At 66.4% G+C, this 20,731-nt stretch carries 23 protein-coding genes and 2 tRNA genes; 17 read left to right on the forward strand and 8 right to left on the reverse strand.

The annotated features are described in order from the left end of the window. Nucleotides 1-188: 188 nt before the first annotated feature. Nucleotides 189-467 (reverse strand): SH3 domain-containing protein, encoded by a 279-nt coding sequence (locus QM682_RS16785; protein WP_415131793.1) that lies wholly within the window; start codon nt 465-467, stop codon nt 189-191. Nucleotides 468-632: 165 nt separating this feature from the next. Further along, a complete protein-coding gene (gene tyrS, locus QM682_RS16790) occupies nt 633-1,871 on the reverse strand; it encodes a tyrosine--tRNA ligase (RefSeq protein WP_415131795.1) in 1,239 nt (412 codons plus the stop codon). A 55-nt stretch (nt 1,872-1,926) separates the two neighbouring features. Here tyrS and QM682_RS16795 point away from each other — a divergent pair, with 55 nt between their 5' ends. From QM682_RS16795 to QM682_RS16835, 9 genes are all read left to right on the forward strand, one after another. Next, on the forward strand, nt 1,927-3,039 hold the full coding sequence (locus QM682_RS16795) for an anhydro-N-acetylmuramic acid kinase (RefSeq protein ID WP_415131797.1): 1,113 nt from the start codon (nt 1,927-1,929) through the stop codon (nt 3,037-3,039). A gap of 100 nt (nt 3,040-3,139) precedes the next feature. After that, nucleotides 3,140-3,778 carry a PRC-barrel domain-containing protein gene (locus tag QM682_RS16800; RefSeq protein ID WP_415131799.1) on the forward strand — a complete coding sequence of 213 codons (639 nt, stop codon included), beginning with the start codon at nt 3,140-3,142 and terminating at the stop codon, nt 3,776-3,778. Between the two features lie 180 nt (nt 3,779-3,958). After that, nucleotides 3,959-4,035 (forward strand) — tRNA-Asp (locus QM682_RS16805). 27 nt (nt 4,036-4,062) lie between these two features. Further along, nucleotides 4,063-4,139 (forward strand) — tRNA-Asp (locus tag QM682_RS16810). 187 nt (nt 4,140-4,326) lie between these two features. Then, nucleotides 4,327-4,809: an SspB family protein gene (locus QM682_RS16815; protein ID WP_415131801.1), complete on the forward strand. Its 483-nt coding sequence runs from the start codon at nt 4,327-4,329 to the stop codon at nt 4,807-4,809. Between the two features lie 164 nt (nt 4,810-4,973). Beyond that, on the forward strand, nt 4,974-6,368 hold the full coding sequence (gene fumC, locus QM682_RS16820; RefSeq protein ID WP_415131803.1) for a class II fumarate hydratase: 1,395 nt from the start codon (nt 4,974-4,976) through the stop codon (nt 6,366-6,368). 1 nt (nt 6,369) lies between these two features. Then, nucleotides 6,370-6,573, forward strand: coding sequence for a DUF4169 family protein (locus QM682_RS16825; protein ID WP_415131805.1), 204 nt, complete (start codon nt 6,370-6,372; stop codon nt 6,571-6,573). Then, nucleotides 6,566-6,805: a ribbon-helix-helix domain-containing protein gene (locus tag QM682_RS16830; protein WP_415131807.1), complete on the forward strand. Its 240-nt coding sequence runs from the start codon at nt 6,566-6,568 to the stop codon at nt 6,803-6,805. The genes QM682_RS16825 and QM682_RS16830 overlap by 8 nt, the downstream gene beginning before the upstream one ends. Nucleotides 6,806-6,870: 65 nt before the next feature. Beyond that, nucleotides 6,871-7,611 (forward strand): YebC/PmpR family DNA-binding transcriptional regulator, encoded by a 741-nt coding sequence (locus QM682_RS16835; protein ID WP_415131809.1) that lies wholly within the window; start codon nt 6,871-6,873, stop codon nt 7,609-7,611. Between the two features lie 39 nt (nt 7,612-7,650). Here QM682_RS16835 and QM682_RS16840 read toward each other — a convergent pair whose 3' ends face one another. Next, nucleotides 7,651-8,496 carry a LysR family transcriptional regulator ArgP gene (locus QM682_RS16840; RefSeq protein ID WP_415131811.1) on the reverse strand — a complete coding sequence of 282 codons (846 nt, stop codon included), beginning with the start codon at nt 8,494-8,496 and terminating at the stop codon, nt 7,651-7,653. 93 nt (nt 8,497-8,589) lie between these two features. On the opposite strand from QM682_RS16840, the gene QM682_RS16845 reads away from it, so the two are divergent. Both QM682_RS16845 and QM682_RS16850 read left to right on the forward strand, forming a co-directional pair. Beyond that, nucleotides 8,590-9,195 carry a LysE/ArgO family amino acid transporter gene (locus tag QM682_RS16845; protein ID WP_415131813.1) on the forward strand — a complete coding sequence of 202 codons (606 nt, stop codon included), beginning with the start codon at nt 8,590-8,592 and terminating at the stop codon, nt 9,193-9,195. A 51-nt stretch (nt 9,196-9,246) separates the two neighbouring features. Further along, nucleotides 9,247-10,158 carry a DMT family transporter gene (locus QM682_RS16850; protein ID WP_415131815.1) on the forward strand — a complete coding sequence of 304 codons (912 nt, stop codon included), beginning with the start codon at nt 9,247-9,249 and terminating at the stop codon, nt 10,156-10,158. On the opposite strand, the gene choV is transcribed toward QM682_RS16850, so the two are convergent. The 3 genes from choV to choX form a co-directional block, all read right to left on the reverse strand. Next, a complete protein-coding gene (gene choV / locus QM682_RS16855; RefSeq protein WP_415131817.1) occupies nt 10,155-11,213 on the reverse strand; it encodes a choline ABC transporter ATP-binding protein in 1,059 nt (352 codons plus the stop codon). The genes QM682_RS16850 and choV overlap by 4 nt on opposite strands. After that, nucleotides 11,206-12,057 (reverse strand): choline ABC transporter permease subunit, encoded by an 852-nt coding sequence (choW, locus tag QM682_RS16860; RefSeq protein ID WP_415131819.1) that lies wholly within the window; start codon nt 12,055-12,057, stop codon nt 11,206-11,208. Before choW ends, choV begins: the two co-directional genes overlap by 8 nt. A 166-nt stretch (nt 12,058-12,223) precedes the next feature. After that, nucleotides 12,224-13,177 carry a choline ABC transporter substrate-binding protein gene (choX, locus tag QM682_RS16865; RefSeq protein ID WP_415131821.1) on the reverse strand — a complete coding sequence of 318 codons (954 nt, stop codon included), beginning with the start codon at nt 13,175-13,177 and terminating at the stop codon, nt 12,224-12,226. 120 nt (nt 13,178-13,297) lie between these two features. On the opposite strand from choX, the gene betI reads away from it, so the two are divergent. The 3 genes from betI to betA all read left to right on the forward strand — a co-directional run bounded on the left by betI (nt 13,298) and on the right by betA (nt 17,034). Continuing rightward, a complete protein-coding gene (gene betI, locus QM682_RS16870; protein WP_415131823.1) occupies nt 13,298-13,867 on the forward strand; it encodes a transcriptional regulator BetI in 570 nt (189 codons plus the stop codon). Further along, nucleotides 13,864-15,318 carry a betaine-aldehyde dehydrogenase gene (gene betB, locus QM682_RS16875; protein WP_415131825.1) on the forward strand — a complete coding sequence of 485 codons (1,455 nt, stop codon included), beginning with the start codon at nt 13,864-13,866 and terminating at the stop codon, nt 15,316-15,318. The genes betI and betB overlap by 4 nt, the downstream gene beginning before the upstream one ends. Nucleotides 15,319-15,387: 69 nt before the next feature. Next, on the forward strand, nt 15,388-17,034 hold the full coding sequence (gene betA / locus QM682_RS16880) for a choline dehydrogenase (protein ID WP_415131827.1): 1,647 nt from the start codon (nt 15,388-15,390) through the stop codon (nt 17,032-17,034). A 14-nt stretch (nt 17,035-17,048) separates the two neighbouring features. Here the strand turns inward: betA and QM682_RS16885 are convergent, their stop codons facing one another. Further along, the gene (locus QM682_RS16885; protein ID WP_415131829.1) at nt 17,049-17,573 is read right to left on the reverse strand and encodes a YceD family protein; all 525 of its coding nucleotides are present in this window, start codon (nt 17,571-17,573) and stop codon (nt 17,049-17,051) included. A gap of 115 nt (nt 17,574-17,688) precedes the next feature. On the opposite strand from QM682_RS16885, the gene QM682_RS16890 reads away from it, so the two are divergent. Further along, complete coding sequence (locus tag QM682_RS16890; protein WP_415131831.1) at nt 17,689-18,144, forward strand: outer membrane protein assembly factor BamE; 456 nt, start codon at nt 17,689-17,691, stop codon at nt 18,142-18,144. Nucleotides 18,145-18,192: 48 nt separating this feature from the next. Here QM682_RS16890 and msrB read toward each other — a convergent pair whose 3' ends face one another. After that, complete coding sequence (msrB, locus tag QM682_RS16895) at nt 18,193-18,588, reverse strand: peptide-methionine (R)-S-oxide reductase MsrB (RefSeq protein WP_415131833.1); 396 nt, start codon at nt 18,586-18,588, stop codon at nt 18,193-18,195. A 118-nt stretch (nt 18,589-18,706) separates the two neighbouring features. Here msrB and QM682_RS16900 point away from each other — a divergent pair, with 118 nt between their 5' ends. Continuing rightward, nucleotides 18,707-19,453 (forward strand): GNAT family N-acetyltransferase, encoded by a 747-nt coding sequence (locus tag QM682_RS16900; RefSeq protein ID WP_415131835.1) that lies wholly within the window; start codon nt 18,707-18,709, stop codon nt 19,451-19,453. A 79-nt stretch (nt 19,454-19,532) separates the two neighbouring features. Next, complete coding sequence (gene tgt / locus QM682_RS16905; protein WP_415131837.1) at nt 19,533-20,663, forward strand: tRNA guanosine(34) transglycosylase Tgt; 1,131 nt, start codon at nt 19,533-19,535, stop codon at nt 20,661-20,663. Nucleotides 20,664-20,731 lie beyond the last annotated feature (68 nt).

Genomic DNA, 20,731 nt, shown 5'->3' on the forward strand with positions numbered 1-20,731 from the left:
TGGAACACCTCCTGGTTCCTCAGTTGGTGCGCTCCACTTTTCCCGGGCAAGTCCAACTGATGTATCTGGAGATGTTGAGGTTGAAGCCCTTCTCAGCGATGCGCTCCATGCTCACGCGCTTGGAGTAGCGGTCCTCTTGAGCCGGGATGGATGAGCGATCAACGTGCCCGAAACCTTGGCATCGGAAGTCAGGAGTCCGACAGATAGTCCGCTGAAACGTAACCCGAGACACCCGGTTTGGCGGCGAGCGAGACCCTGCACCAGAGTTTGCCGGCTTTCGTCACGCAGTCGTGGCGCCTCAGGCGCGTTCCGTCGGGCAGGCCAAGAATGATCCTGTAGTTGAGCCCCGGACCTTCCCGGAGCTTCAGAAGATCGTCAGGCCCGGCGCCCTTGACCACGCTGCCATGACTGGCCGCGCAGCCGGCGACGATCATGAGGGCAAGAAGAGCAGCAAGATGTGTTCGCATATCTGACCTGTATCGTTTCGTTATCACTACGTCACCGCCGCATCGAAATACAGCAAGGCAGGTATTGAATGGGGATGCAACGGCAGGACAGGGCGCTGAAAGGCCAGGCGGACGATCTTGCTTGGCCGGCGAAAAAAGCCGGCGCCCTTACGCCGGCTTCCCCCATCATCCCACCCGCACCATGCGGTGCTTTTTCTTGCCCACGGACACTTTCAGCCCGTCGCCGATCAGCGCCGCGTCCACCGCAAGCTGCGGGTCGCCGACCGGATCGTTGTTCAGGCGCAGCCCGCCCTCGGCGATCAGGCGCTTGGCCTCTTTGCCCGATGCCGCGATGCCGGTCTGGGCCAGAAGCTGCACGATCGAGACGGGCAGGGCGTCCGCGCCCACCGTCACCACCTCCAGATCGCCGCCGGCGCCGCCCTGTTCGAAGACCTCGCGCGCGGTCGCCTCGGCGCTGGCCGCGGCCTCGGCGCCGTGCAGCAGCGTCGTGACCTCATTGGCCAGGATGATCTTGGCCGCGTTGATTTCGGCCCCCGACAGCGCGCCAAGGCGGTCGCATTCCGCCACCGGCAATTCGGTGTAAAGCTTCAGGAAGCGGCCCACGTCGGCGTCGGTCGTGTTGCGCCAGAACTGCCAGAATTCGTAGGGCGACAGCATCGCGCCGTTCAGCCAGACCGCGCCGCCCTGCGACTTGCCCATCTTGCGCCCGTCGCTGGTGGTCAGCAGGGGCGAGGTCAGGCCCCAGATCTCGCTCTCAAGCACACGGCGGGTCAGGTCGATGCCGTTGACGATATTGCCCCATTGGTCAGAGCCGCCCATCTGCAAGCGGCAATCGTGGCGCCGGTAAATCTCAAGGAAGTCGTAAGCTTGCAGGATCATGTAGTTGAATTCAAGAAAGCTTAGCGACTGTTCGCGGTCCAGCCGGGACTTGACGGATTCGAACGACAGCATCCGGTTCACGCTGAAATGCCGGCCGATGTCGCGCAGGAAATCCAGGTAGTTCAGATTGTCCAGCCATTCGGCGTTATTCAGCATCAGGGCGCGGCCGTCGCCGTAATCCAGGTAGCGGGCAAAGACCTGCTGCATGCCGTCGATATTCGACTGGATCGCGTCGGGGGTCAGCAGCGGGCGTTCTTCGCTGCGGAATGAGGGGTCGCCCACCTTGGTCGTGCCCCCGCCCATCAGCGTGATCGGGCGGTTGCCGGTCTTCTGGAACCAGCGCAGCATCATGATGTTCAGAAGGTGCCCGACATGCAGCGAGGCCGCCGTCGCGTCATAGCCGATATAGGCCGTCACCGATCCGTGGGTCAGGGCATCGTCCAGCGCCTGCAAATCGGTGCAGTCCGCCAGATAGCCGCGTTCCGTCATCACATGCAGAAACTCGGATTTGGCACGGTATGTCATGGGCTGTTCCTTTCGAATGGCGGGGATATACCGGGAGGGCGGGAAAAGGGAAAGCATGATGATCCGGGCCTTGGGGATGATGTCGGGCACCTCGCTGGACGGGGTGGACGCGGCGATGATCGAGACGGACGGGCGCCGCATCGGTGGTTTCGGCCGCAGCGCCTACCGGGCCTATTCGGGAAACGAGGCGGGGCTGTTTCACGCGGCCCTGGGGCAATGGCCGGGCGGGCCGGGCGTGGCCGAGGTGGCGGCGCTTTCGGTCACGGCCCATGCCGATCTGGCGGCGGGTTTCCCCGAGGCGGAACTGGTCGGCTATCACGGCCAGACGCTGGCGCATGATCCGGGGGGGCGGGGCACGCATCAGGCGGGCGACGGCTCGGCCCTGGCCGCGCGGCTCGGCCGGCCGGTGGTCTGGGATTTCCGTGGCGAAGACGTGCGGCGGGGCGGCGAGGGCGCGCCCCTGGCCCCGTTCTTTCATTGGGCCTGCGCGGATTGGGCGATGAGGCAAGGGCTTTTGCCGCCTGCGCCGGTGGCCTTTCTGAACCTGGGCGGGGTCGGGAACCTGACCTGGGTGGACCCCGCCGCCGCCGCGCCCGAGGCGCCGGGGGCCTGCATCGCTTTCGATACAGGCCCGGCCAATGCTCCGCTGAACGACCTGATGCGGACGCGGCGCGGGCTGGCGCGGGACGAGGGCGGGGCCCTGGCCGCGCAAGGCGTGCCGGATGAAGGCGTGATCGCCCATTTCCTGACCCATCCGCATTTCGCCCGGCCCCTGCCGAAATCGCTGGACCGGGACGCCTTCGCCGGCTGGCTGGATGTCGGGGCGCTTCGCGACGCGGATGCGGCGGCGACGCTGACCCATGCGGCGGCGGCCTCGGTCGCGCTGGGGCTGGCGCTGCTGCCGCGACCGCCCCAGCGGGTGCTGGTCTGCGGTGGGGGGCGGCGCAATGGGGCGATGATGGCGGCCCTTGTCGCGCGGCTGGGGGCCGAGGTGCAGCCGGTCGAGGCTGCGGGCCTGGATGGCGACATGCTTGAGGCGCAGGCATTCGGCTGGCTGGCGGTGCGGGTGCTGAAAGGGCTGCCGACCTCGGGGCCGGGGACCACCGGAGCGCCGGCGCCGGTCTGCGGCGGGCGCATCAGCCCTGCGCGAGGCCGTGAGCCCGCGTGACCGGAAAAGCCGCAGGCTTAAGGAACGATGCCCGGCAAGCGGGCGTTGGCTGACCATCGCGGGACAGCGTCCCAAAGACAGTATCGGAGGACCGAACTATATGAAGCCGCTTGTGATTGCCGCCACTGCCCTGGCTCTGGCAGCCCCCGCCTATGCGCAGGTCGCGGCCCCTGCCGCGACGCCCGAGCAATCGGCCCAGACGGCCGCCGATTCGGCCGAAACCGCCGCCGAGAATGCCATCCAGGCTGCGGAACAGGTTGCGGATCAGGCTGCGGAACAGGTGGGCGCGGTAGCCGAGCAGGTCGCCGCCGATGTGGGCGCAGCCACCGATCAGGCCGCCGATGCCCCCGCAGCCGTCACTCCGCCCGACGTGAATGCGCCTGCCATTTCGGAGGCCGATCCTGGGCAGCTTGGCTCGTGGATCACCAGCCGGCGGATCTGGACGACGAACCAGCCCTCCAGCATCGAATGGTCCGCTCCGCAGCTTGAGAAGCGCCCGGCGGAGTGGCAGGATATCGCCAAGGTCAATGACGTGGTGCTGGACGAAAGCGGTAGCCAGGTCGTGGGCTATATCGCCGATATCGGCGGTTTCCTGGGCATCGGCGCCAAGAAGGTGCTGCTGGGGGTCGATGCGATCCACCTGGTGACGGTCGGCAACGACACCTTCTTCGCCACCAACTATACCAAGCAAGAGCTTCAGGCCCTGCCTGATTTCGACGAGAAGATCGTGCGCAAATAATCCTTGCCGCCGGTTGCGGGAAAGGGCGCCCTTATTTGGGCGTCTTTTCTTGTCGGGCCGGAGGGCGGCGAAGAAAATCGCGGCGCCCGGATTTTTCTGGATGGACGCCCTTGACGTGCCCCACCGTCCTGCGTAAACCCCACCGCACTCCGGATGGCGATCCGGGGAAAGTTGGTCTGCGCGGTTGTAGCTCAGTTGGTTAGAGTACCGGCCTGTCACGCCGGGGGTCGCGGGTTCGAGCCCCGTCAACCGCGCCACCAATTTTCGATATCGCCAGACGATGCGCGGTTGTAGCTCAGTTGGTTAGAGTACCGGCCTGTCACGCCGGGGGTCGCGGGTTCGAGCCCCGTCAACCGCGCCATCATCCTTTCTTTTCCGTCCCCTGAACCTTCCTGTCCTGGCGCGAGTTTCAGCCTTGCCGGGGTATTTGGGAAGCGATGAAGCGCCCTTGTGCCGCGCCTGCGGGCGAAGGGGCCGGGCACATTGCAAGGGGCTTTTCATCGGGACGCAAAGCCTTATGCTTGGCGCTTAGAAAGAAGGAGATACCCATGGTGCGGGGATTCGATTACGGCGGAATGATGCATCGCGCCTTGCAGCGGCTGATCGCCGATGTGCTGAGCGATGTCGCCGCCGAGGGATTGCCGGGCGATCATCATTTCTTCATCACCTTCGATACCCGCGATCCCGATGTCGAGATGGCCGACTGGCTGCGCGAGCGTTATCCCGAAGAGATGACCATCGTTATCCAGCATTGGTTCGACAATCTGGAGGTGACGCAGGATGGGTTCAGCATCACGCTGAATTTCGGCAACTCGCCGGAAACGCTGTATATTCCCTTTGACGCCCTGCACACTTTCGTCGATCCCTCGGCCGAGTTCGGCCTGCGTTTCGAGACCCAGTCCGATCCCGACGAGGCGGATGACGACGAGGATGAGGACGAGGACGAGGGCGACCCCGCCGAGGATGATGGCGTCGAGGAGGCGCCGAAGGCCGGCGCCGAGGTGGTCAGCCTGGACAAGTGGCGCAAGTAGCAGGCAGGCCATGGGAGCCGGACCCTTGCCGCGCCTGTGGTCCGTTCGGGTGGCGGCCCGCGCCTGTCTTGTGGCGTGAGCGCTAACTGCATGCTTTCGCATACCAATTGCTTATCCGTTTCGTGGCGGCTAAGACTTTGGGCGAAACCGCGAGGGATGACCACATGACCAAGACCCGCACCGAGACCGACAGCTTTGGCCCGCTGGAGGTTCCTTCCGACAAATATTGGGGCGCGCAGACCCAGCGCTCGATCATCAACTTTCCGATCGGCTGGGAAAAGCAGCCGGTGCCGATCATCCGCGCGCTGGGCATCATCAAGCAGGCGGCGGCGCAGGTGAACATGGCCACCGGCAACCTGGACCCCAGGCTGGGCGATGCGATGGTGCAGGCCGCCAAGGAGGTGGCCGGGGGCAGGTTCGACGACAATTTCCCGCTGGTGGTCTGGCAGACCGGCTCGGGCACGCAGTCGAACATGAACGCGAACGAGGTCATCTCGAACCGCGCCATCGAGATCCTGGGCGGCGAGATGGGGTCCAAGAAACCCGTCCATCCGAACGACCATGTGAACATGGGCCAGTCCTCGAACGACACCTTCCCGACGGCGATGCATGTCGCGATCGCCATGCACGCCCGCGATGTGCTGATTCCGGGGCTGGAAAAGCTGCACCGGGCGCTGGTCGCGAAATCCGAGGAATTCAAGGACATCATCAAGATCGGCCGCACCCATACCCAGGATGCGACGCCGCTGACGCTGGGCCAGGAATTCGGCGGCTATGCCCATCAGGTCGCCAAGGGGATCGAGCGGGTCAAGCTGGCGCTGGGTGACATCTACGAGCTGGCGCAGGGTGGCACCGCCGTCGGCACCGGGCTGAACACCAAGAAGGGTTGGGACACGGCCATCGCGGCCGAGATCGCCAAGATCACCGGCCTGCCCTTCGTCACCGCGCCGAACAAGTTCGAGGCGCTGGCGGCGCATGACGCGATGGTGTTCTTCTCGGGCGCGCTGAAGACGGTGGCGGCGAGCCTGTTCAAGATCGCCAACGACATGCGGCTGCTGGGCTCGGGGCCTCGGTCCGGTCTGGGCGAACTGATCCTGCCCGAGAACGAGCCGGGTTCCTCGATCATGCCGGGCAAGGTCAACCCGACCCAGGCCGAGGCGCTGACCATGGTTTGCGCCCATGTCATGGGCAATGACGCGGCCGTGGGCTTCGCCGGGTCGCAGGGCCATTTCGAGCTGAACGTCTATAATCCGATGATGTCCTATAACGTGCTGCAATCCATGCAGCTTCTGGGCGACGCGGCGGGCTCGTTCACCGACAACATGGTCGTGGGCACGCAGGCGAACATTCCGCGCATCGACAAGCTGATGAAGGAATCGCTGATGCTGGTGACGGCCCTGGCGCCGACCATCGGCTATGACAACGCGACCAAGGTGGCCAAGACCGCGCATAAGAACGGCACCACCCTGCGCGAAGAGGCGATCAACCTGGGCCTGGTCGATGGCGAGACCTTCGACCGCGTGGTCCGTCCCGAACAGATGGTCGGTCCCGAGGATTGATGTGACCGGGCCGGACACCAGGGTCGTCAACCTGCGGGCGGCGCGCAAGAGCGCCGCCCGTGACGCCGCCCGCCGGCAGGGCGATGCGAATGCGGCGAAATTCGGCCGCAGCAAGGCCGAGAAGCTGGCCGAGGAGGCGGCCCGCGCCCGCGCCGCGCGGCATCTGGACCAGCATCGGCGCGACGACGGGGATGGCGATGCCTGACCTGCCGCCGATGACGCCGCCGGTCAAGCGCTCTGTCACCATCGGTGGGCATCGCACCTCGGTCAGCCTGGAGGATGCGTTCTGGCGGGAGTTGCGGGGCATCGCCCGCGAGCGGGGCGAGACCGCCGCCGGCCTGATCGCCATGATCGACGGAAAGCGCCCGCCCGAGGTGGGGCTGGCGACCGCGCTGCGGCTTTACGTCCTGGCCAAGATCGGCAGGCATCAGGGCTAGTGCTTGCGATTTCGCTCCGCCGCGCCTAAAAGCGCCGGCGATCCATACGAAAACTGGGAAAGACCATGGCAGGCCATAGCAAATGGGCCAATATCCAGCACCGCAAGGGCAAGCAGGACAAGCTTCGCTCCAAGCTGTTTTCGAAGCTGGCCAAAGAAATCACCGTCGCCGCGAAGATGGGCGATCCCGATCCCGACAAGAACCCCCGCCTGCGCCTGGCGGTCAAGGAGGCCAAGTCCAGCTCGGTCCCCAAGGATGTGATCGACCGTGCGATCAAAAAATCGCAGGGCGGCGATGCCGAGAACTATGACGAGATCCGCTATGAGGGCTACGGCCCCAACGGCATCGCGATCATCGTCGAGGCGATGACCGACAACCGCAACCGCACCGCGTCGAACGTGCGCAGCTATTTCACGAAATACGGCGGCGATCTGGGGCAGACCGGCTCGGTCAGCTTCATGTTCGACCGCAAGGGTGAGATCCTGTATTCCGCCGGCGCGGGCGACGCCGACACGGTGATGCTGGCCGCCATCGAGGCCGGTGCCGAGGATGTCGAAAGCGACGAGGACGGGCACTGGATCTATACCTCGGACACGGATCTGGCCGAGGTCTCGGCCGCGCTGGAGGCGGCTTTGGGCGAATCCGAGCATGCCAAGCTGATCTGGAAGCCGCAGGCTCCGACCGAGATCGACCTGGAGACGGCCACGAAGCTGATGAAGCTGCTGGACGCGCTGGAAGAGGATGACGACGTGCAGAACGTCACCGGGAATTTCGACATTCCCGAGGATGTCGCGGCCCAGTTGTAAGCGGCGCCTCCGGCGGGGGTATTTGTAAAACGAAGAAGATCAGGGCCGCAGTTCCGCCGCGGCCCTTTCCTTTATGGCGTTGCTGAGCGGGGAAAGGGCGGGGATCATCGCCCGCTGCACATGCCAATAGAGCGGCACGTCCAGGGGAATGGCGTTCAGTGGGACGAGGCCGGGGCGGATCATCGCCTCGGGGATCATACCCCAGCCAAGCCCGAGCGCGACGGCGCGGGCGAATGCTTCGGAGGAGGGGATGCGGTGGCCGGTCAGGTAGAGGCGCTTGCCGGTGACGGCCTCGGCCCAGCGGGTCTGGGCTGCGTCCTTGGTGTTGAAGATGACCGCAGGCGCGTCCCGCAGCGCGCCGGCGGTGATTCCCTGGGCGAAATGCTTTGCGATGAACCCAGGCGTCGCCATGGCAAGATAGCGCATCCGGCCCAGTCCGACCACGTTGCAGCCGGGAACCGGCTGGGGGTCCGAGCTGAGCGTCGCCGAAACCTGGCCCTGGCGCAGCCAGTCGCGCGCGTGGTCCTGGTCGTCCACGACCAGATCATAGATCACGTCGAGCGCGACCATGACCGGCGGAAACCATGTCGCCAGGCTGTCGGCGTTGACCGCCAGGCGCAGATGGGCCGGCCTGCCGCCCTGCCGGGAGTCGAGCGCCTGTTCCAGTAATCGCACCTGATCCAGGTGCTGGAGCAGGCGCATGGCCGCCCTGGTGCCGCGCGCGGGCGGGCCGCGATGGATCAGCACCTGGCCCATGCGTTCCTCAAGCCCCTTGAGGCGTTGGGAAATCGCCGAGGGAGTCACGCCCAGGCTGGCTGCGGCGGCGTCGAAGCTGCCGCGGCGGATGATCTGGGCCATGGCTTCGAGCGCGGGGTAGTCGAGCATTAGCCAGCCTTAACCTGCATCACTATTGTCAGTTTGCCTTATCCCCCCAGTCCAGGCAAGACGGCCCGGCAAGACGGTGGAAAGGAGAATGCCATGCACGCCTATCTGGCCGGCCTGGGGACCGGGCTTTCGCTGATCGTCGCCATCGGGGCGCAGAATGCCTTCGTGCTGAAGCAGGGGCTGATGCGGCGGCATGTCTTTGCCACCTGTGCCTTTTGCGCGCTGTCGGATTCGCTTCTGATCCTGGGGGGCGTGATGGGAGCGGGGGCGATCGCCGCGCGGATGCCCTGGTTTCTTGAGGCGATGCGCTGGGGCGGCGCGGCTTTCCTGCTGATCTATGGCGCGCGGGCTTTTCGCGCCGCCTGGCGCGGTGGGGTGGCCATGCGCGCGGGGCAGGGCGCGGCGGGCCTTGGGGCCACGCTGGGCGTCCTGGCGGCGTTGACCTGGCTGAACCCGCATGTCTGGCTGGACACGGTGGTGCTGCTGGGTTCCGTCTCGGCCGGGTTCCAGGACAGGGCGGGGTTTGCGCTGGGGGCGATCAGCGGCTCGGCCCTGTTCTTTTTCGCCCTGGGCTATGGGGCGCGGCTGCTGGCGCCGGTCTTTGCCCGGCCCGGCGCCTGGCGGGTGCTGGATCTTTGCGTGGGTCTGGTGATGTGGGCCATCGCGGCGGGGCTGGCATTCGGAGGCCAACCTGGTTGACGGGCGGCGGTCGGCCTTGCGCTTGCCCGCCCGAGCGGTCATGGCTGGGGCATGACATCCCGATCCCAGACCCATCGCGACCTTGCCGGCATCCTGTGGATGCTGGCGACCGGCTTTTGCTTCGTCGGCGTGAACGGCACCGTGCGCTGGCTGGGCCAGAGCCTGCCCGCGCCCGAGGCCGCTTTCCTGCGCTTTCTCTTCGGCCTGATCTTTCTGGTCCCGATGCTTGTTCCGGCGTTGCGGCGGGGATTTTCGCCGCAGATCTGGCGGCTGTTCCTGATGCGCGGGGCGCTGCATGTCGTCGCGGTGATCCTGTGGTTCTATGCCATGGCCCGCATCACCGTGGCCGAGGTCACCGCCATCGGTTTTCTGAACCCCATCGTCGTCACCCTTGGCGCGGCGCTGCTGATGGGAGAGCGGATCTCGTGGCGGCGGGGCCTGGCGATCCTGGTCGCGTTGGGGGGCGCGATGATCGTGTTGCGGCCGGGGTTGCGGGCGCTGGATCCGGGGCATCTGGCGCAGCTTGGCGCCTCGGTGTCGTTCGGCTTGTCCTATCTGCTGGCCAAGCGGCTTTCGGGGCAGGTGCCGCCGGCGGTCGTCGTGGCGATGATGTCGCTGACCGTCTGCCTGGGGCTGGCCCCTATCGCGGCGCTGGACTGGGTTGCCCCCAGTCTTCCGCAATGCGTGGTATTGATGGGGACGGCGGTTTTCGCCACGGCGGGGCATTACACGATGACGCGGGCCTTTGCGGCGGCGCCGCTGACGGTGACGCAGCCGGTCGTTTTCCTGCAACTGATCTGGGCCAGTCTTCTGGGCGCGCTGGTCTTTGCCGAGCCGGTCGATCTTTGGGTGCTGGCCGGCGGCGGGGTGATGATCGGCGCGATCTGCTATATCACCTGGCGCGAGGCGTGGGCGCGGCGCGTGGCGCCGCAGCCTCAGGCCGCCTTGCGCGGGGGCGCCTAGACCTCGCGCGCGCCGCCCTTGCGCCCGCCGGGCGAGATCAGGCGCTCCATGATTCCCTGACGCGTCACCCGGCCGCCTCCGGCCAGGGCCAGCGCCTCGGCTTCGGTCTGCGTCATGGTGCGCATGACCTCGCGGATCGGGGTGGCGGGGTCGATGGGGGCGCCGGGCGCCTCGCCGGGTTCGGCCATGTCCTCGGCGGTCAGCACGCTTAGCGGGTTCATATGGGCGACGAAATCCTCGACATAGGCATCTATCGGATTGGCGATGATTTCGCGCGCGGTGCCGACCTGGACGATGCGCCCGCCCTCCATCAGCGCGATACGGTTGCCGATGCGGAAGGCTTCGTCCAGGTCGTGGCTGACAAAGACGATGCTGCGCTGGAAGCGTTTCTGCAACTCTAGCAACTCGTCCTGAAGCCGGGTGCGGATCAGCGGGTCGAGCGCGCTGAACGGCTCGTCCATCAGCAGGATCGGCGCTTCGGTCGCGAAGGCGCGGGCAAGGCCCACGCGCTGCTGCATCCCGCCCGAAAGATCGCCCACCTTGCGATCGGCCCATTCGGTCAGGTTCACCGTGGCGAGCTGGGCGTCGACGCGCCGTCCGCGCTCGGCCATGGGCACGCCCGCGAGTTCCAGGCCCAGGCCCACATTCTCGCGCACGGTGCGCCAGGGCAGCAGGCCGAATTGCTGGAAGACCATGGCGATACGCTCGCGCCGCAACCGGCGCAATTCGCGCGCGCCGGCCTTGCCGACCGAGGCCATGCGGTCCCCGTCCCAGACCCGCACGTCGCCGCGGCAGACCGAGTTCAGCCCGTTCACCGCCCGCAGAAGCGTGGACTTGCCCGAGCCGGAAAGGCCCATCAGCACCAGGATCTCGCCCTGCTTGACGTTCAGGGAACAGTCGTGGACGCCCAGAACCTGGCCGGTCTCGGCCTTGATCGGACCGCGCGCCAGGCCCTGGTCCATCAGCGGCAGCGCGGCTGCGGGATTGTCGCCGAAGACGATGTTCACCCGGTCGAATTCGACGGCGTTGCGCCCCTCGGTCACGGTATCAGTCATGGCGTTTCCCCACTCGCAGCATCCGGTCCAGCATGATGGCGACGATCACGATGATGAAGCCGCTTTCGAAACCCAGCGCGGTGTTCACGCTGTTCAGCGCCCGCACCACCGGCACGCCCAGGCCCGAGGCGCCCACCAGTGCCGCGATCACCACCATCGAGAGCGACAGCATGATCGTCTGGTTCAGCCCCGCCATGATCTGCGGCGTGGCCGAGGGCAGTTCCACCTTCCACAGCAGTTGCCGGGGCGTGGCGCCGAAGGCGGTCGCGGCCTCGACCAGCGATTGCGGCGTCGAGGAGATGCCCAGATGCGTCAGCCGGATCGGGGCGGGCAGGACGAAGATTACCGTGGCGATCAGGCCCGGCACCATGCCGATGCCGAAAAAGACGATGGCCGGGATCAGATAGACGAAGGTGGGCAGCGTCTGCATCAGGTCCAGGACCGGGCGCATCCAGGCGTAAAGCCTGGGCCGGTGCGCGGCGGCGATGCCGATTGGCACGCCCACCAGCATGCAGACCACGCAGGCCGACAGAACCAGGGTCAGGGATTGCATCGTCGCGTCCCAATAGCCCTGGTTCAGGATGAAGAGAAAACCCAGTCCGATCAGAACGCAGGTCTTCCAACTGCGCTGCAAGGCCCAGGTCAGGGCCACCATCAACAGCGTGAACAGCAGCGGATGGGGGAATTCCAGCACCGCCAGAATGCCGTTGATCAGCGATTCCAGCGCCTTCGACACGGCGTTGAAGATGAATGCCGCATGGGCGTTCAGCCATTCGAATATCGCCTTGGCGGTCTTGCCGACGGGGATCTTGGTCCCGGTCAGCAACTCGGTCAGTTTGTCCATGCGTTCTTTTCTTTCTGCCGATCGGGAACAGGAAACCGCCCGGCCGTCTTGCGCGCCGCGGCATTCGCCACAGCATGTCGCTGGCCTGGGCGGTGTTGCCCGGCAAAGGTGGAATCGGCGCCCAAGCGGGCGCGGGGGCGGACAGAAACCCTGCCCGCAAGGCCCGTCACTGGGAAAGCGCCTTGTCCAGCGCGGCCTGCGCGTCGCCGCCGTCGAAGGCCGTCACGCCCGCCAGCCAGGGCTTGGCCGCGTCGGGATTGGCGGCCAGCCATTGCTGGGCGGCGGTGGCGGGATCCTCTCCATCGTCCAGGATCTTGCCCATGACGGCACTCTCCATGGGCAGGGTGAATTCCAGGTTCGAGAGGAACTTTCCGACATTCGGGCATTCCTTGTCATAACCCGCGCGGATGTTCGTATCCACCCTGGCGCCGCCGAAATCCGGGCCGAAGACATCGTCCCCCCCGGCCAGATAGGTCATCTTGAACTGGTTGTTCATCGGATGCGGCTCCCAGCCCAGGAAGACCACGGGCTGGCCCGCGCCGTCGGCGCGCGCGACCTGCGCCAGCATGCCCTGTTCGCTGCTTTCGACCACCTCGAAGGTGCCCAGGCCGAACTTGTTCTCGGCCACCATTTCCAGCAGCAGCCGGTTGCCGTCATTGCCCGGCTCGATGCCGTAGATCTTGCCTTGCAACTCGCCCTTATGGGCGGCGATCTTGGCGAAACCGTCGATGCCCAGCTTGGCGCCCGCCTCGTTGGTCGCCAGGGTGTATTTCGCGCCGGTCAGGTTGGTGCGCAGCACCTGAACCGTGCCCGAATCGCGATAGGGCTTCAGGTCGTTTTCCTGGCTGGGCATCCAGTTGCCCAGGAACACGTCCACGTCGTTCTTGGCCATCGCGGTATAGGTCACCGGCAGCGAAAGGATCTTGGTCTCGGTCTTGTAGCCGAGCGCCTGAAGCACGGTCGAGGCCAGCGCCGTGGTCGATGAGATATCCGTCCAGCCGACATCCGAGAAAACGACATCGCGGCAGGCCGCCGGTTCCTCGGCCCGCGCGGCGGCGGAGGCTGAGAGGGCCGCGCTTAGGGCGGCGGCGAAGCAGGCGGCGTTGCGGCGAAATATCATCTTGGTCTCCCTGGTTTGTTGACAGATGGGCGGGTAAGGTTTTTATTGATTGATGAGTCAATCAAAGCGCGGCTGGCTCCGTATCTCCTTGGCGATCCCAACAAGCGCGGTGACCTTTCCATGCCCAAACTTGGCGCAGAGCCTATCCGAAAGGCGGCGTTAATCAATGCGACGATCGTGACGGTGGGGCGAAAGGGCTCGCTGGACGTGACGGTGGCGCAGATTGCGCGCGAAGCGGGCATGTCCACGGCGCTGGCGCATCATTATTTCGGGTCCAAGGAACGAATCTTCCTGGCCGCGATGCGCCATGTGCTGAACCAGTATCGCGAAAGCGTGGCGGGCAGGCTGCGCGGCGTCTCGGATCCCCAGGTTCGGCTTTTCGGCATCATCCATGCCAGTTTCCAGGGCGAGAACTTCCGGCACGAGACCATTGCCGCCTGGCTGAACTTCTATGCGCTGGCGCTGGTGGACCCGGAGGCGGCGCGGCTGCTGCGGGTCTATCACAGGCGCCTGCGCTCGAACCTGCTGAGCGCGCTGCGGCCGCTGCTGGGCGCGCGGGCGCTGGACACGGCGCGCACGCTGGGGGCGCTGATCGACGGCGTCTATCTGCGCGCGGCGCTGTCGAACGAGACCGACGGGCAGGACGCCCAAAGACTGATCACGGATTATCTGAAGAAAGTGCTGCCATGAGCCTGCCTCGTCCCGATACCCAGCCTGCCGCCAGCCTTTACATCGACGGCGCTCCGGTCGAGGGCGAGGGCGCCGCGCTGGACGTGCGCTATCCCTTCACCGGCGAGGTGATCGCCACCCTGCGCGAGGCGAGCGTGGCGCAGGTGGCCCGCGCCACCGCCGCCGCCGCCGCCGCCCAGCCCGCCTGGGCCGCGCTTCGCCCCGTCGAGCGCGGCCGCGTGCTGCTGCGCGCCGCCCAGATCATCCGAGAGCGGGGCGAGGAACTGGCCTTGCTGGAGACGATGGACACCGGCAAGCCGATCCAGGAGACGCGCGTGGCCGACTGGCCCTCGGGTGCGGACGCGCTGGAATTCTTCGGCGGCCTCGCCCCCACGGTGACGGGGCAGGCGATCCCGCTTGGCGGGGATTTCGTCTATACGATCCGTGAGGCGCTGGGCGTCTGCGCCGGCATCGGCGCCTGGAACTATCCCAGCCAGATCGCCTGCTGGAAGGCCGCGCCCGCGCTGGTCATGGGCAATGCCATGGTCTTCAAGCCCAGCGAGGAGACACCGCTGGGCGCGCTGAAGCTGGCCCAGATCCTAGCCGAGGCCGGGTTGCCGGCAGGCATCTTCAACGTGGTCCAGGGGCGCGGCGCGGTGGGGGCGGCACTTGTGACCGATCCGCTGGTCGCCAAGGTTTCGCTGACCGGCTCGGTGCCGACGGGGCGCAAGGTCTATGCTTCGGCCGCCGAGGGGATGCGGCATGTGACGATGGAATTGGGCGGCAAGTCGCCGCTGATCGTATTCGACGATGCCAGCCTTGAGGATGCGGTGGGCGCGGCGGTGCTGGCGAATTTCTATTCCTCGGGCCAGATCTGCTCGAACGGGACGCGGGTTTTCGTGCAGGAAGGCATCCTGCCGGTCTTCCTGGAACGCCTGGCCGCGCGGGTGGGCACGGCAAGGATGGGCGATCCCCTGGACGAGGAAACCCAGCACGGCCCGGTCATCAATCCCGCCCAGGCCGCGAAGATCCGCGAAGCCATCGCCAGGGGCCAGGCCGAGGGCGCCCGGTTGGTCTGCGGCGGCGCGGGCGAGGGGGCCTTCGTGCCGCCCACGGTCCTTGCCGGGGCGACGGACGATATGTGGATCGCGCGCGAAGAGATCTTCGGCCCGGTGATGACGGTCCTGTCCTTCAAGACCGAGGCCGAGGCCCTGGCCCGCGCCAATGCCACCGATTACGGCCTGGCCGCCGGGGTCTTCACCCGCGACCTGGCGCGCGGGCACCGGGTGGCCGCGGGCTTGCAGGCGGGCACGACCTGGATCAACGCCTATAATCTGACCCCGGTGGAGGCGCCCTTTGGCGGGGTCAAGATGTCGGGCATCGGACGCGAGAACTCGGCCGCCGCGATCGAGCATTATTCCCAGGTGAAGTCCGTCTATGTCGGCATGGGGGGCGTCGATGCGCCCTATTGATCGGCGCCGCGCCGGCGGCATGTCCGGCATGGGTATTTGGAAAGCAAAGAAAGCCGCAGGGGCGGGGGCATGACGCCGGATTATGTGATCGTGGGCGCCGGCTCGGCCGGCTGTGCGCTGGCCTATCGGCTGGTGATGGCGGGCAGGCGCGTCGATGTGATCGAATATGGCGGCACCGATATGGGGCCGTTCATCCAGATGCCGGCCGCGCTGTCCTATCCGATGAGCATGCGGCGCTATGACTGGGGGTTTTCCTCGGAGCCGGAGGAGCATCTGGGCGGGCGGCGGCTGGTCACGCCCAGGGGCAAGGTGGTCGGCGGCTCGTCCTCGATCAACGGAATGGTCTTTGTGCGCGGCCATGCGCGGGATTTCGACCATTGGGCCGAAAGCGGCGCGCGCGGGTGGGCCTATGCCGACGTGCTGCCCTATTTCAGGCGCATGGAGACTTCGCACGGGGCGGTCAGCGATTATCGCGGCACCGAGGGGCCGGTGCATATCACCCGCGGCTCGCGCAAGAATCCCCTGTTCAACGCCTTCATCCGGGCGGGGCGCGAGGCGGGCTATCCGATGACCGAGGATTACAACGGCGCCCGGCAGGAAGGCTTTGGCGCCATGGAGGCCACGATCTGGGAGGGCCGGCGCTGGTCCGCCGCCAATGCCTATCTGCGCCCCGCGCAGGAGACCGGGCTGCTGCGGCTGCGCCGGGGCCTGGCGCAGCGCGTGGTCTTCGAGGACGGGCGCGCGGTCGGTGTCGAGGTCAGGAACACGCGCGGCATCAATGTGTTTCGCGCGAAGCATGAAGTCATCCTGTCGGCCAGTTCGATCAATACGCCGAAGCTGCTGATGCTGTCGGGAATCGGTCCCGAGGCGGATTTGCGCGCGCATGGGATCGAGGTCCGGGCGGATCGGCCCGGCGTCGGCGCGAATTTGCAGGACCATCTTGAGGTCTATATGCAATACACCGCGACCAAGCCGATCACACTGTTCAAGCATTGGAACCTTTGGGGCAAGGGCTCGATCGGGGCGCAATGGATGGCGACGGGGACCGGCCTGGGCGCCTCGAACCAGTTCGAAAGCTGCGGGTTCATCCGCTCGGCCGCCGGGGTGGACTATCCCGACATCCAGTATCATTTCCTGCCGCTGGCGGTGCGCTATGACGGCAGGGCCGCCGCCGAGGGGCATGGTTTCCAGGTCCATGTCGGGCCGATGCGGTCGAAATCGCGCGGCACGGTGCGGCTGATCTCGGCCGATCCGCGCGCGGCGCCCGCGATCCATTTCAACTACATGTCCCATCCCGACGACTGGGCCGAGTTCCGCGCCTGCGTGCGCCTGACCCGCGAAATCTTCGAGCAGCCGGCCTTCGCCGCCTACAAGGGCCATGAGATCCAGCCCGGCGAGGGGGTCCAGGACGCGGCCCAGATCGACGCCTTCATCCGCGAACATGCCGAATCGGCCTTTCACCCCTGCGGCACCGCCCGCATGGGCGCGGCCGACGACCCGCTGGCCGTGGTGGACCCCGAGTTGCGGGTGATCGGGGTTCAGGGGCTGCGCGTCGCCGACAGTTCGGTCTTTCCCCGAATTACCAACGGGAACCTGAACGCGCCCTCGCTGATGACTGGCGAGAAGGCCGCAGATCACATCCTGGGGCAGGGGATGCTGGCGCCCTTGAACCTGGGGCCCGAGATCAACCCGGATTGGGCGACAAGCCAGCGTTAGGAATCAAGCCAGCGTTAGGAATCGCCCCGGCCTTTCAGCAGGTCGGCGAGGCCGGCGAAGGGCTTGCGGGTTTCCTCGGGGGGCTCGTCCGGGGCGGTCTCCAGCGCGGCGCCCTTGGCGCGGGGATAAAGCGGCAGGGCAAGGCTCAGCGCCTCGGTCATGATCGCCTCGATGTCGATGAACTGGCCCAGCGGCTCAAGCTCGTCATCGGTCATCTCGACCTCATCGCCCTCGGGCGCGCGGGCATGGGGAGAGAAGGTCCGGCGCACGGTTTCGTCGATCGCGGTTTCGACCGGGGCCAGCGTGACGACGCAGGGCTGCACGACACGGGCGGTCAGGCGGGCGGAAACCACCCAGGCATCGCTGGCCTCGGGACGGATCTCGCCGGTGAAGGCAAGCCGCGGCAGGGCGGTCAGGTCCAGTTCGGCGGCGATGGCGGCGCGGGCGGCAGAATCGGGGGCCAGCGCGAAGGCCGTGGGCGTGCGCGGGTTCAACTGCGCCACGCGGAAACGGCTTTGCGGACGGGGCGAGGGCGTCATGGATCAGGGCCTTTCCGGGGTCTCGTCCCCGTGACTTGGATATTCTTGAGCGCGGTGCGCGATTTTGCTAAGTCGGTCGCGCGGCGTCAACAGGCGCATATGGGACAGGTGCAAGATGAAGTTTTCCCGACGCGGGATCATGGCCCTGGGGCTGGCGGCGCCGCTGGCGCTTGGCGGATGTCAGGCGACCTATCGCAATCACGGCTATGTCCCGACGGATGAGGAACTGGCGCAGGTTGCGCCTGGCCGCACCAGCCAGGCCGAGCTTGAGGGGTTGATAGGGCGTCCTTCGGCCCAGGGCCTTCTGACGGGTTCGGCCTGGTATTACGTCGGCTCGCGCTTTCAGTATTACGGCCCTCGCGAGCCGCGCGAGATCGACCGTCAGGTGCTGGTGGTCAGCTTCGCGCCTTCGGGCACGGTCAGCAATATCGAGCGTTTCGGTCTGGAGCGCGGCCAGCTGATCGTGCTGTCGCGGCGCGTGACGGATACGGGCGTGGCAAGCCTGGGCCTTGTGCGCCAACTCATGGGCAATGTGGGCCGCGTCCAGGCTTCGGATCTGCTGTCCGATTGAGGCGGCCTTGGGACCGGCGCCCGGCGGGGGCGCCGGTTTGGCGCGGCCTTAGCCCTGCCGGTCCGCCACGAAACGCAGCGCCACGCCGTTGATGCAATAGCGCAGCCCCGTCGGCGGCGGGCCGTCCGGGAAGACATGGCCCAGATGGGCGTCGCAGCGATGGCAGCGGACCTCGGTGCGGATCATGCCGTGGCTGACATCGCGATGCTCGTCCACCGCGCCGCCGGACCGCGAAAAGCTGGGCCAGCCGCAATGGCTTTCGAACTTGGCATCGCCGTCGAACAGCCTTGCGCCGCAGCAGACGCATTCGTAATGGCCGGGGGCCTTGGGAAAGCCCGGATGCGAAAAGGGGCGCTCGGTTCCTGCCTGGCGGGTGACGCGATAAGTCTCGTCATCCAGCTCGGCGCGCCATTCGGCATCGGTCTTGGTCACGCGATCTGTCATCTTCTCACTTCATTCTTATACGGCTCTGTTACAAGATAGGCGCAGGGAGGACTGGCACAAGGCGACGCTGCGGCTTCGCCTTCCTTAGGCCCCCAAAGGCAGGAGTTATATCAGGGCGATGCTGAAAGGTCGTTATGAAGCTCTAACTGCTGGTTGCGACAATGATATTCTTGAAGCGCAAAGGTTGCGCTGGCTGTGTTTCGTCGGACGGCGCCAGGGCCAGGCGGACGCCCAGGCCGTCGATGCCGACGATTACGATGCCCGCTGCACCCATGTGCTGATTCGCGAAATCGGCTCGGGCCGGTTGGTCGCCTGCTTTCGCATGCTGACGCTTTCCAGCGGCGAGCAGATCGGGGACAGCTATTCGGCGCGTTATTACAACCTCTCGGGGCTGCGGGGCTTTCAAGGCCGCATGGCCGAAATCGGGCGCTTCTGCGTGCATCCCGAATGGTCCGATCCCGATATCCTGCGCCTTGCCTGGGGGGCGCTGGCGCGGCATGTCGACGCCGAGGGGGTCGAGCTTCTTTTCGGTTGCTCCAGCTTCATCGGCACCGATACCGAGGGTTACGCCGATGCCTTCGCCATGCTGCGCGAGCGGCATCTGGCGCCGAAGCATTGGCTGCCGCGCGTCAAGGCGCCCAAGGTCTTTCGCTTCGGCCGGGTGTTGAAGCGGCGCCACCCCGATCTGCGGGCGGCCATGGCGACGATGCCGCCGCTTCTGCGTTCTTATCTGGCGATGGGGGGCTGGGTCAGCGACCATGCGGTGGTGGACAGCCAGCTTGACACCCTGCACGTCTTCACCGGGCTGGAGATCCGGGCCATCCCCCCGGCGCGGGCGAGGCTGCTGCGCGCGGTGGGGGCATAGGCGGCCAGTCACCTTCGCGGCGGTGAGAGACGCAGGGCGCCTTTGCATCCGGCGCGCAAAGCGCCTATGTGCCGGGGCCATGAGCGACAGATTCGAATTCCAGGTCTCGGCCAAGGATGGCCGCGCGCGCACGGGCGTCATCCAAACGCCCAGGGGCGCGATCCGCACCCCCGCCTTCATGCCCGTGGGCACGGCCGCGACGGTCAAGGCGATGCTGCCGGAATCGGTGCGCGCCACCGGCGCCGACATCCTGCTGGGCAACACCTATCACCTGATGTTGCGCCCCGGCGCCGAGCGTATCGCCCGGCTGGGGGGATTGCACCGTTTCATGAACTGGGAGCGGCCGATCCTGACGGATTCGGGCGGCTTTCAGGTCATGTCCCTGTCGGGTCTGCGCAAGCTGACCGAGAAGGGCGTGACCTTTTCCAGCCATGTCGATGGCAGCAAGCATTTCCTTTCGCCCGAGACCAGCATGGCGATCCAGCGCGACCTGGGCAGCGATATCGTCATGGCCTTCGACGAATGCCCCGCGCTGCCCGCGACCGAGGATCAGGTCGCGGCCTCGATGCGGATGTCGATGCGCTGGGCGCAGCGGTCGCGCGACGCCTTCGGCGACCGGCCCGGACATGCGCTTTTCGGGATCATGCAGGGCGGTGTCACCCGCGAGTTGCGCGAGGAATCGGCCGAGGCTTTGAAATCCATCGGCTTCGAGGGCTATGCCATCGGCGGTCTGGCCGTGGGCGAGGGGCAGGAGGCGATGTTCGGCGTGCTGGACTATGCCCCCGGCTTCCTGCCCGAGGACAGGCCGCGCTATCTGATGGGCGTGGGCAAGCCCGACGACATCGTGGGCGCCGTGGTGCGGGGCGTGGACATGATGGATTGCGTGCTGCCCTCGCGCTCGGGGCGGACCGGGCAGGCATGGACCCGGCGCGGGCAGGTCAACGTCAAGAATGCCCGCCATGCCGACGATCCGCGCCCCTTGGACGCCGAATGCACCTGCCCGGCCTGCGCCCGTTATTCGCGCGCCTATCTGCATCATGTCTTCCGCTCGGGCGAGATGATCTCGGGGATGCTGCTGACCTGGCACAACCTGCATTACTTCCAGGAATTGATGGCCGGGCTGCGCGCGGCCATATCCGTGGGCCAATTACAGGCCTTCGTTGCCGAATTCGAGGCAAAGCGGGCACAGGGCGACATAGAACCGCTGTGAATTCGCACGCAGCGCCTTGATTTTTCGGAAGCATTGGCACATGGCCGAAGTTGAGATTCGGCGGATGC

Origin of the sequence: Paracoccus sp. (in: a-proteobacteria) (genome assembly GCF_047605025.1) — a bacterium.
Lineage (GTDB): Bacteria > Pseudomonadota > Alphaproteobacteria > Rhodobacterales > Rhodobacteraceae > Paracoccus.

Excerpts from the sequence above, each read along its gene's own strand:
- QM682_RS16785 (WP_415131793.1), bottom strand. The coding sequence starts at position 467 with ATGCGAACACATCTTGCTGCTCTTCTTGCCCTCATGATCGTCGCCGGC.
- tyrS (WP_415131795.1), bottom strand. The coding sequence starts at position 1,871 with ATGACATACCGTGCCAAATCCGAGTTTCTGCATGTGATGACGGAACGC.
- QM682_RS16795 (WP_415131797.1), top strand. The coding sequence starts at position 1,927 with ATGATGATCCGGGCCTTGGGGATGATGTCGGGCACCTCGCTGGACGGG.
- QM682_RS16800 (WP_415131799.1), top strand. The coding sequence starts at position 3,140 with ATGAAGCCGCTTGTGATTGCCGCCACTGCCCTGGCTCTGGCAGCCCCC.
- QM682_RS16815 (WP_415131801.1), top strand. The coding sequence starts at position 4,327 with ATGGTGCGGGGATTCGATTACGGCGGAATGATGCATCGCGCCTTGCAG.
- fumC (WP_415131803.1), top strand. The coding sequence starts at position 4,974 with ATGACCAAGACCCGCACCGAGACCGACAGCTTTGGCCCGCTGGAGGTT.
- QM682_RS16830 (WP_415131807.1), top strand. The coding sequence starts at position 6,566 with ATGCCTGACCTGCCGCCGATGACGCCGCCGGTCAAGCGCTCTGTCACC.
- QM682_RS16835 (WP_415131809.1), top strand. The coding sequence starts at position 6,871 with ATGGCAGGCCATAGCAAATGGGCCAATATCCAGCACCGCAAGGGCAAG.
- QM682_RS16840 (WP_415131811.1), bottom strand. The coding sequence starts at position 8,496 with ATGCTCGACTACCCCGCGCTCGAAGCCATGGCCCAGATCATCCGCCGC.
- QM682_RS16845 (WP_415131813.1), top strand. The coding sequence starts at position 8,590 with ATGCACGCCTATCTGGCCGGCCTGGGGACCGGGCTTTCGCTGATCGTC.
- QM682_RS16850 (WP_415131815.1), top strand. The coding sequence starts at position 9,247 with ATGACATCCCGATCCCAGACCCATCGCGACCTTGCCGGCATCCTGTGG.
- choV (WP_415131817.1), bottom strand. The coding sequence starts at position 11,213 with ATGACTGATACCGTGACCGAGGGGCGCAACGCCGTCGAATTCGACCGG.
- choW (WP_415131819.1), bottom strand. The coding sequence starts at position 12,057 with ATGGACAAACTGACCGAGTTGCTGACCGGGACCAAGATCCCCGTCGGC.
- choX (WP_415131821.1), bottom strand. The coding sequence starts at position 13,177 with ATGATATTTCGCCGCAACGCCGCCTGCTTCGCCGCCGCCCTAAGCGCG.
- betI (WP_415131823.1), top strand. The coding sequence starts at position 13,298 with ATGCCCAAACTTGGCGCAGAGCCTATCCGAAAGGCGGCGTTAATCAAT.
- betB (WP_415131825.1), top strand. The coding sequence starts at position 13,864 with ATGAGCCTGCCTCGTCCCGATACCCAGCCTGCCGCCAGCCTTTACATC.
- betA (WP_415131827.1), top strand. The coding sequence starts at position 15,388 with ATGACGCCGGATTATGTGATCGTGGGCGCCGGCTCGGCCGGCTGTGCG.
- QM682_RS16885 (WP_415131829.1), bottom strand. The coding sequence starts at position 17,573 with ATGACGCCCTCGCCCCGTCCGCAAAGCCGTTTCCGCGTGGCGCAGTTG.
- QM682_RS16890 (WP_415131831.1), top strand. The coding sequence starts at position 17,689 with ATGAAGTTTTCCCGACGCGGGATCATGGCCCTGGGGCTGGCGGCGCCG.
- msrB (WP_415131833.1), bottom strand. The coding sequence starts at position 18,588 with ATGACAGATCGCGTGACCAAGACCGATGCCGAATGGCGCGCCGAGCTG.
- QM682_RS16900 (WP_415131835.1), top strand. The coding sequence starts at position 18,707 with ATGCTGAAAGGTCGTTATGAAGCTCTAACTGCTGGTTGCGACAATGAT.
- tgt (WP_415131837.1), top strand. The coding sequence starts at position 19,533 with ATGAGCGACAGATTCGAATTCCAGGTCTCGGCCAAGGATGGCCGCGCG.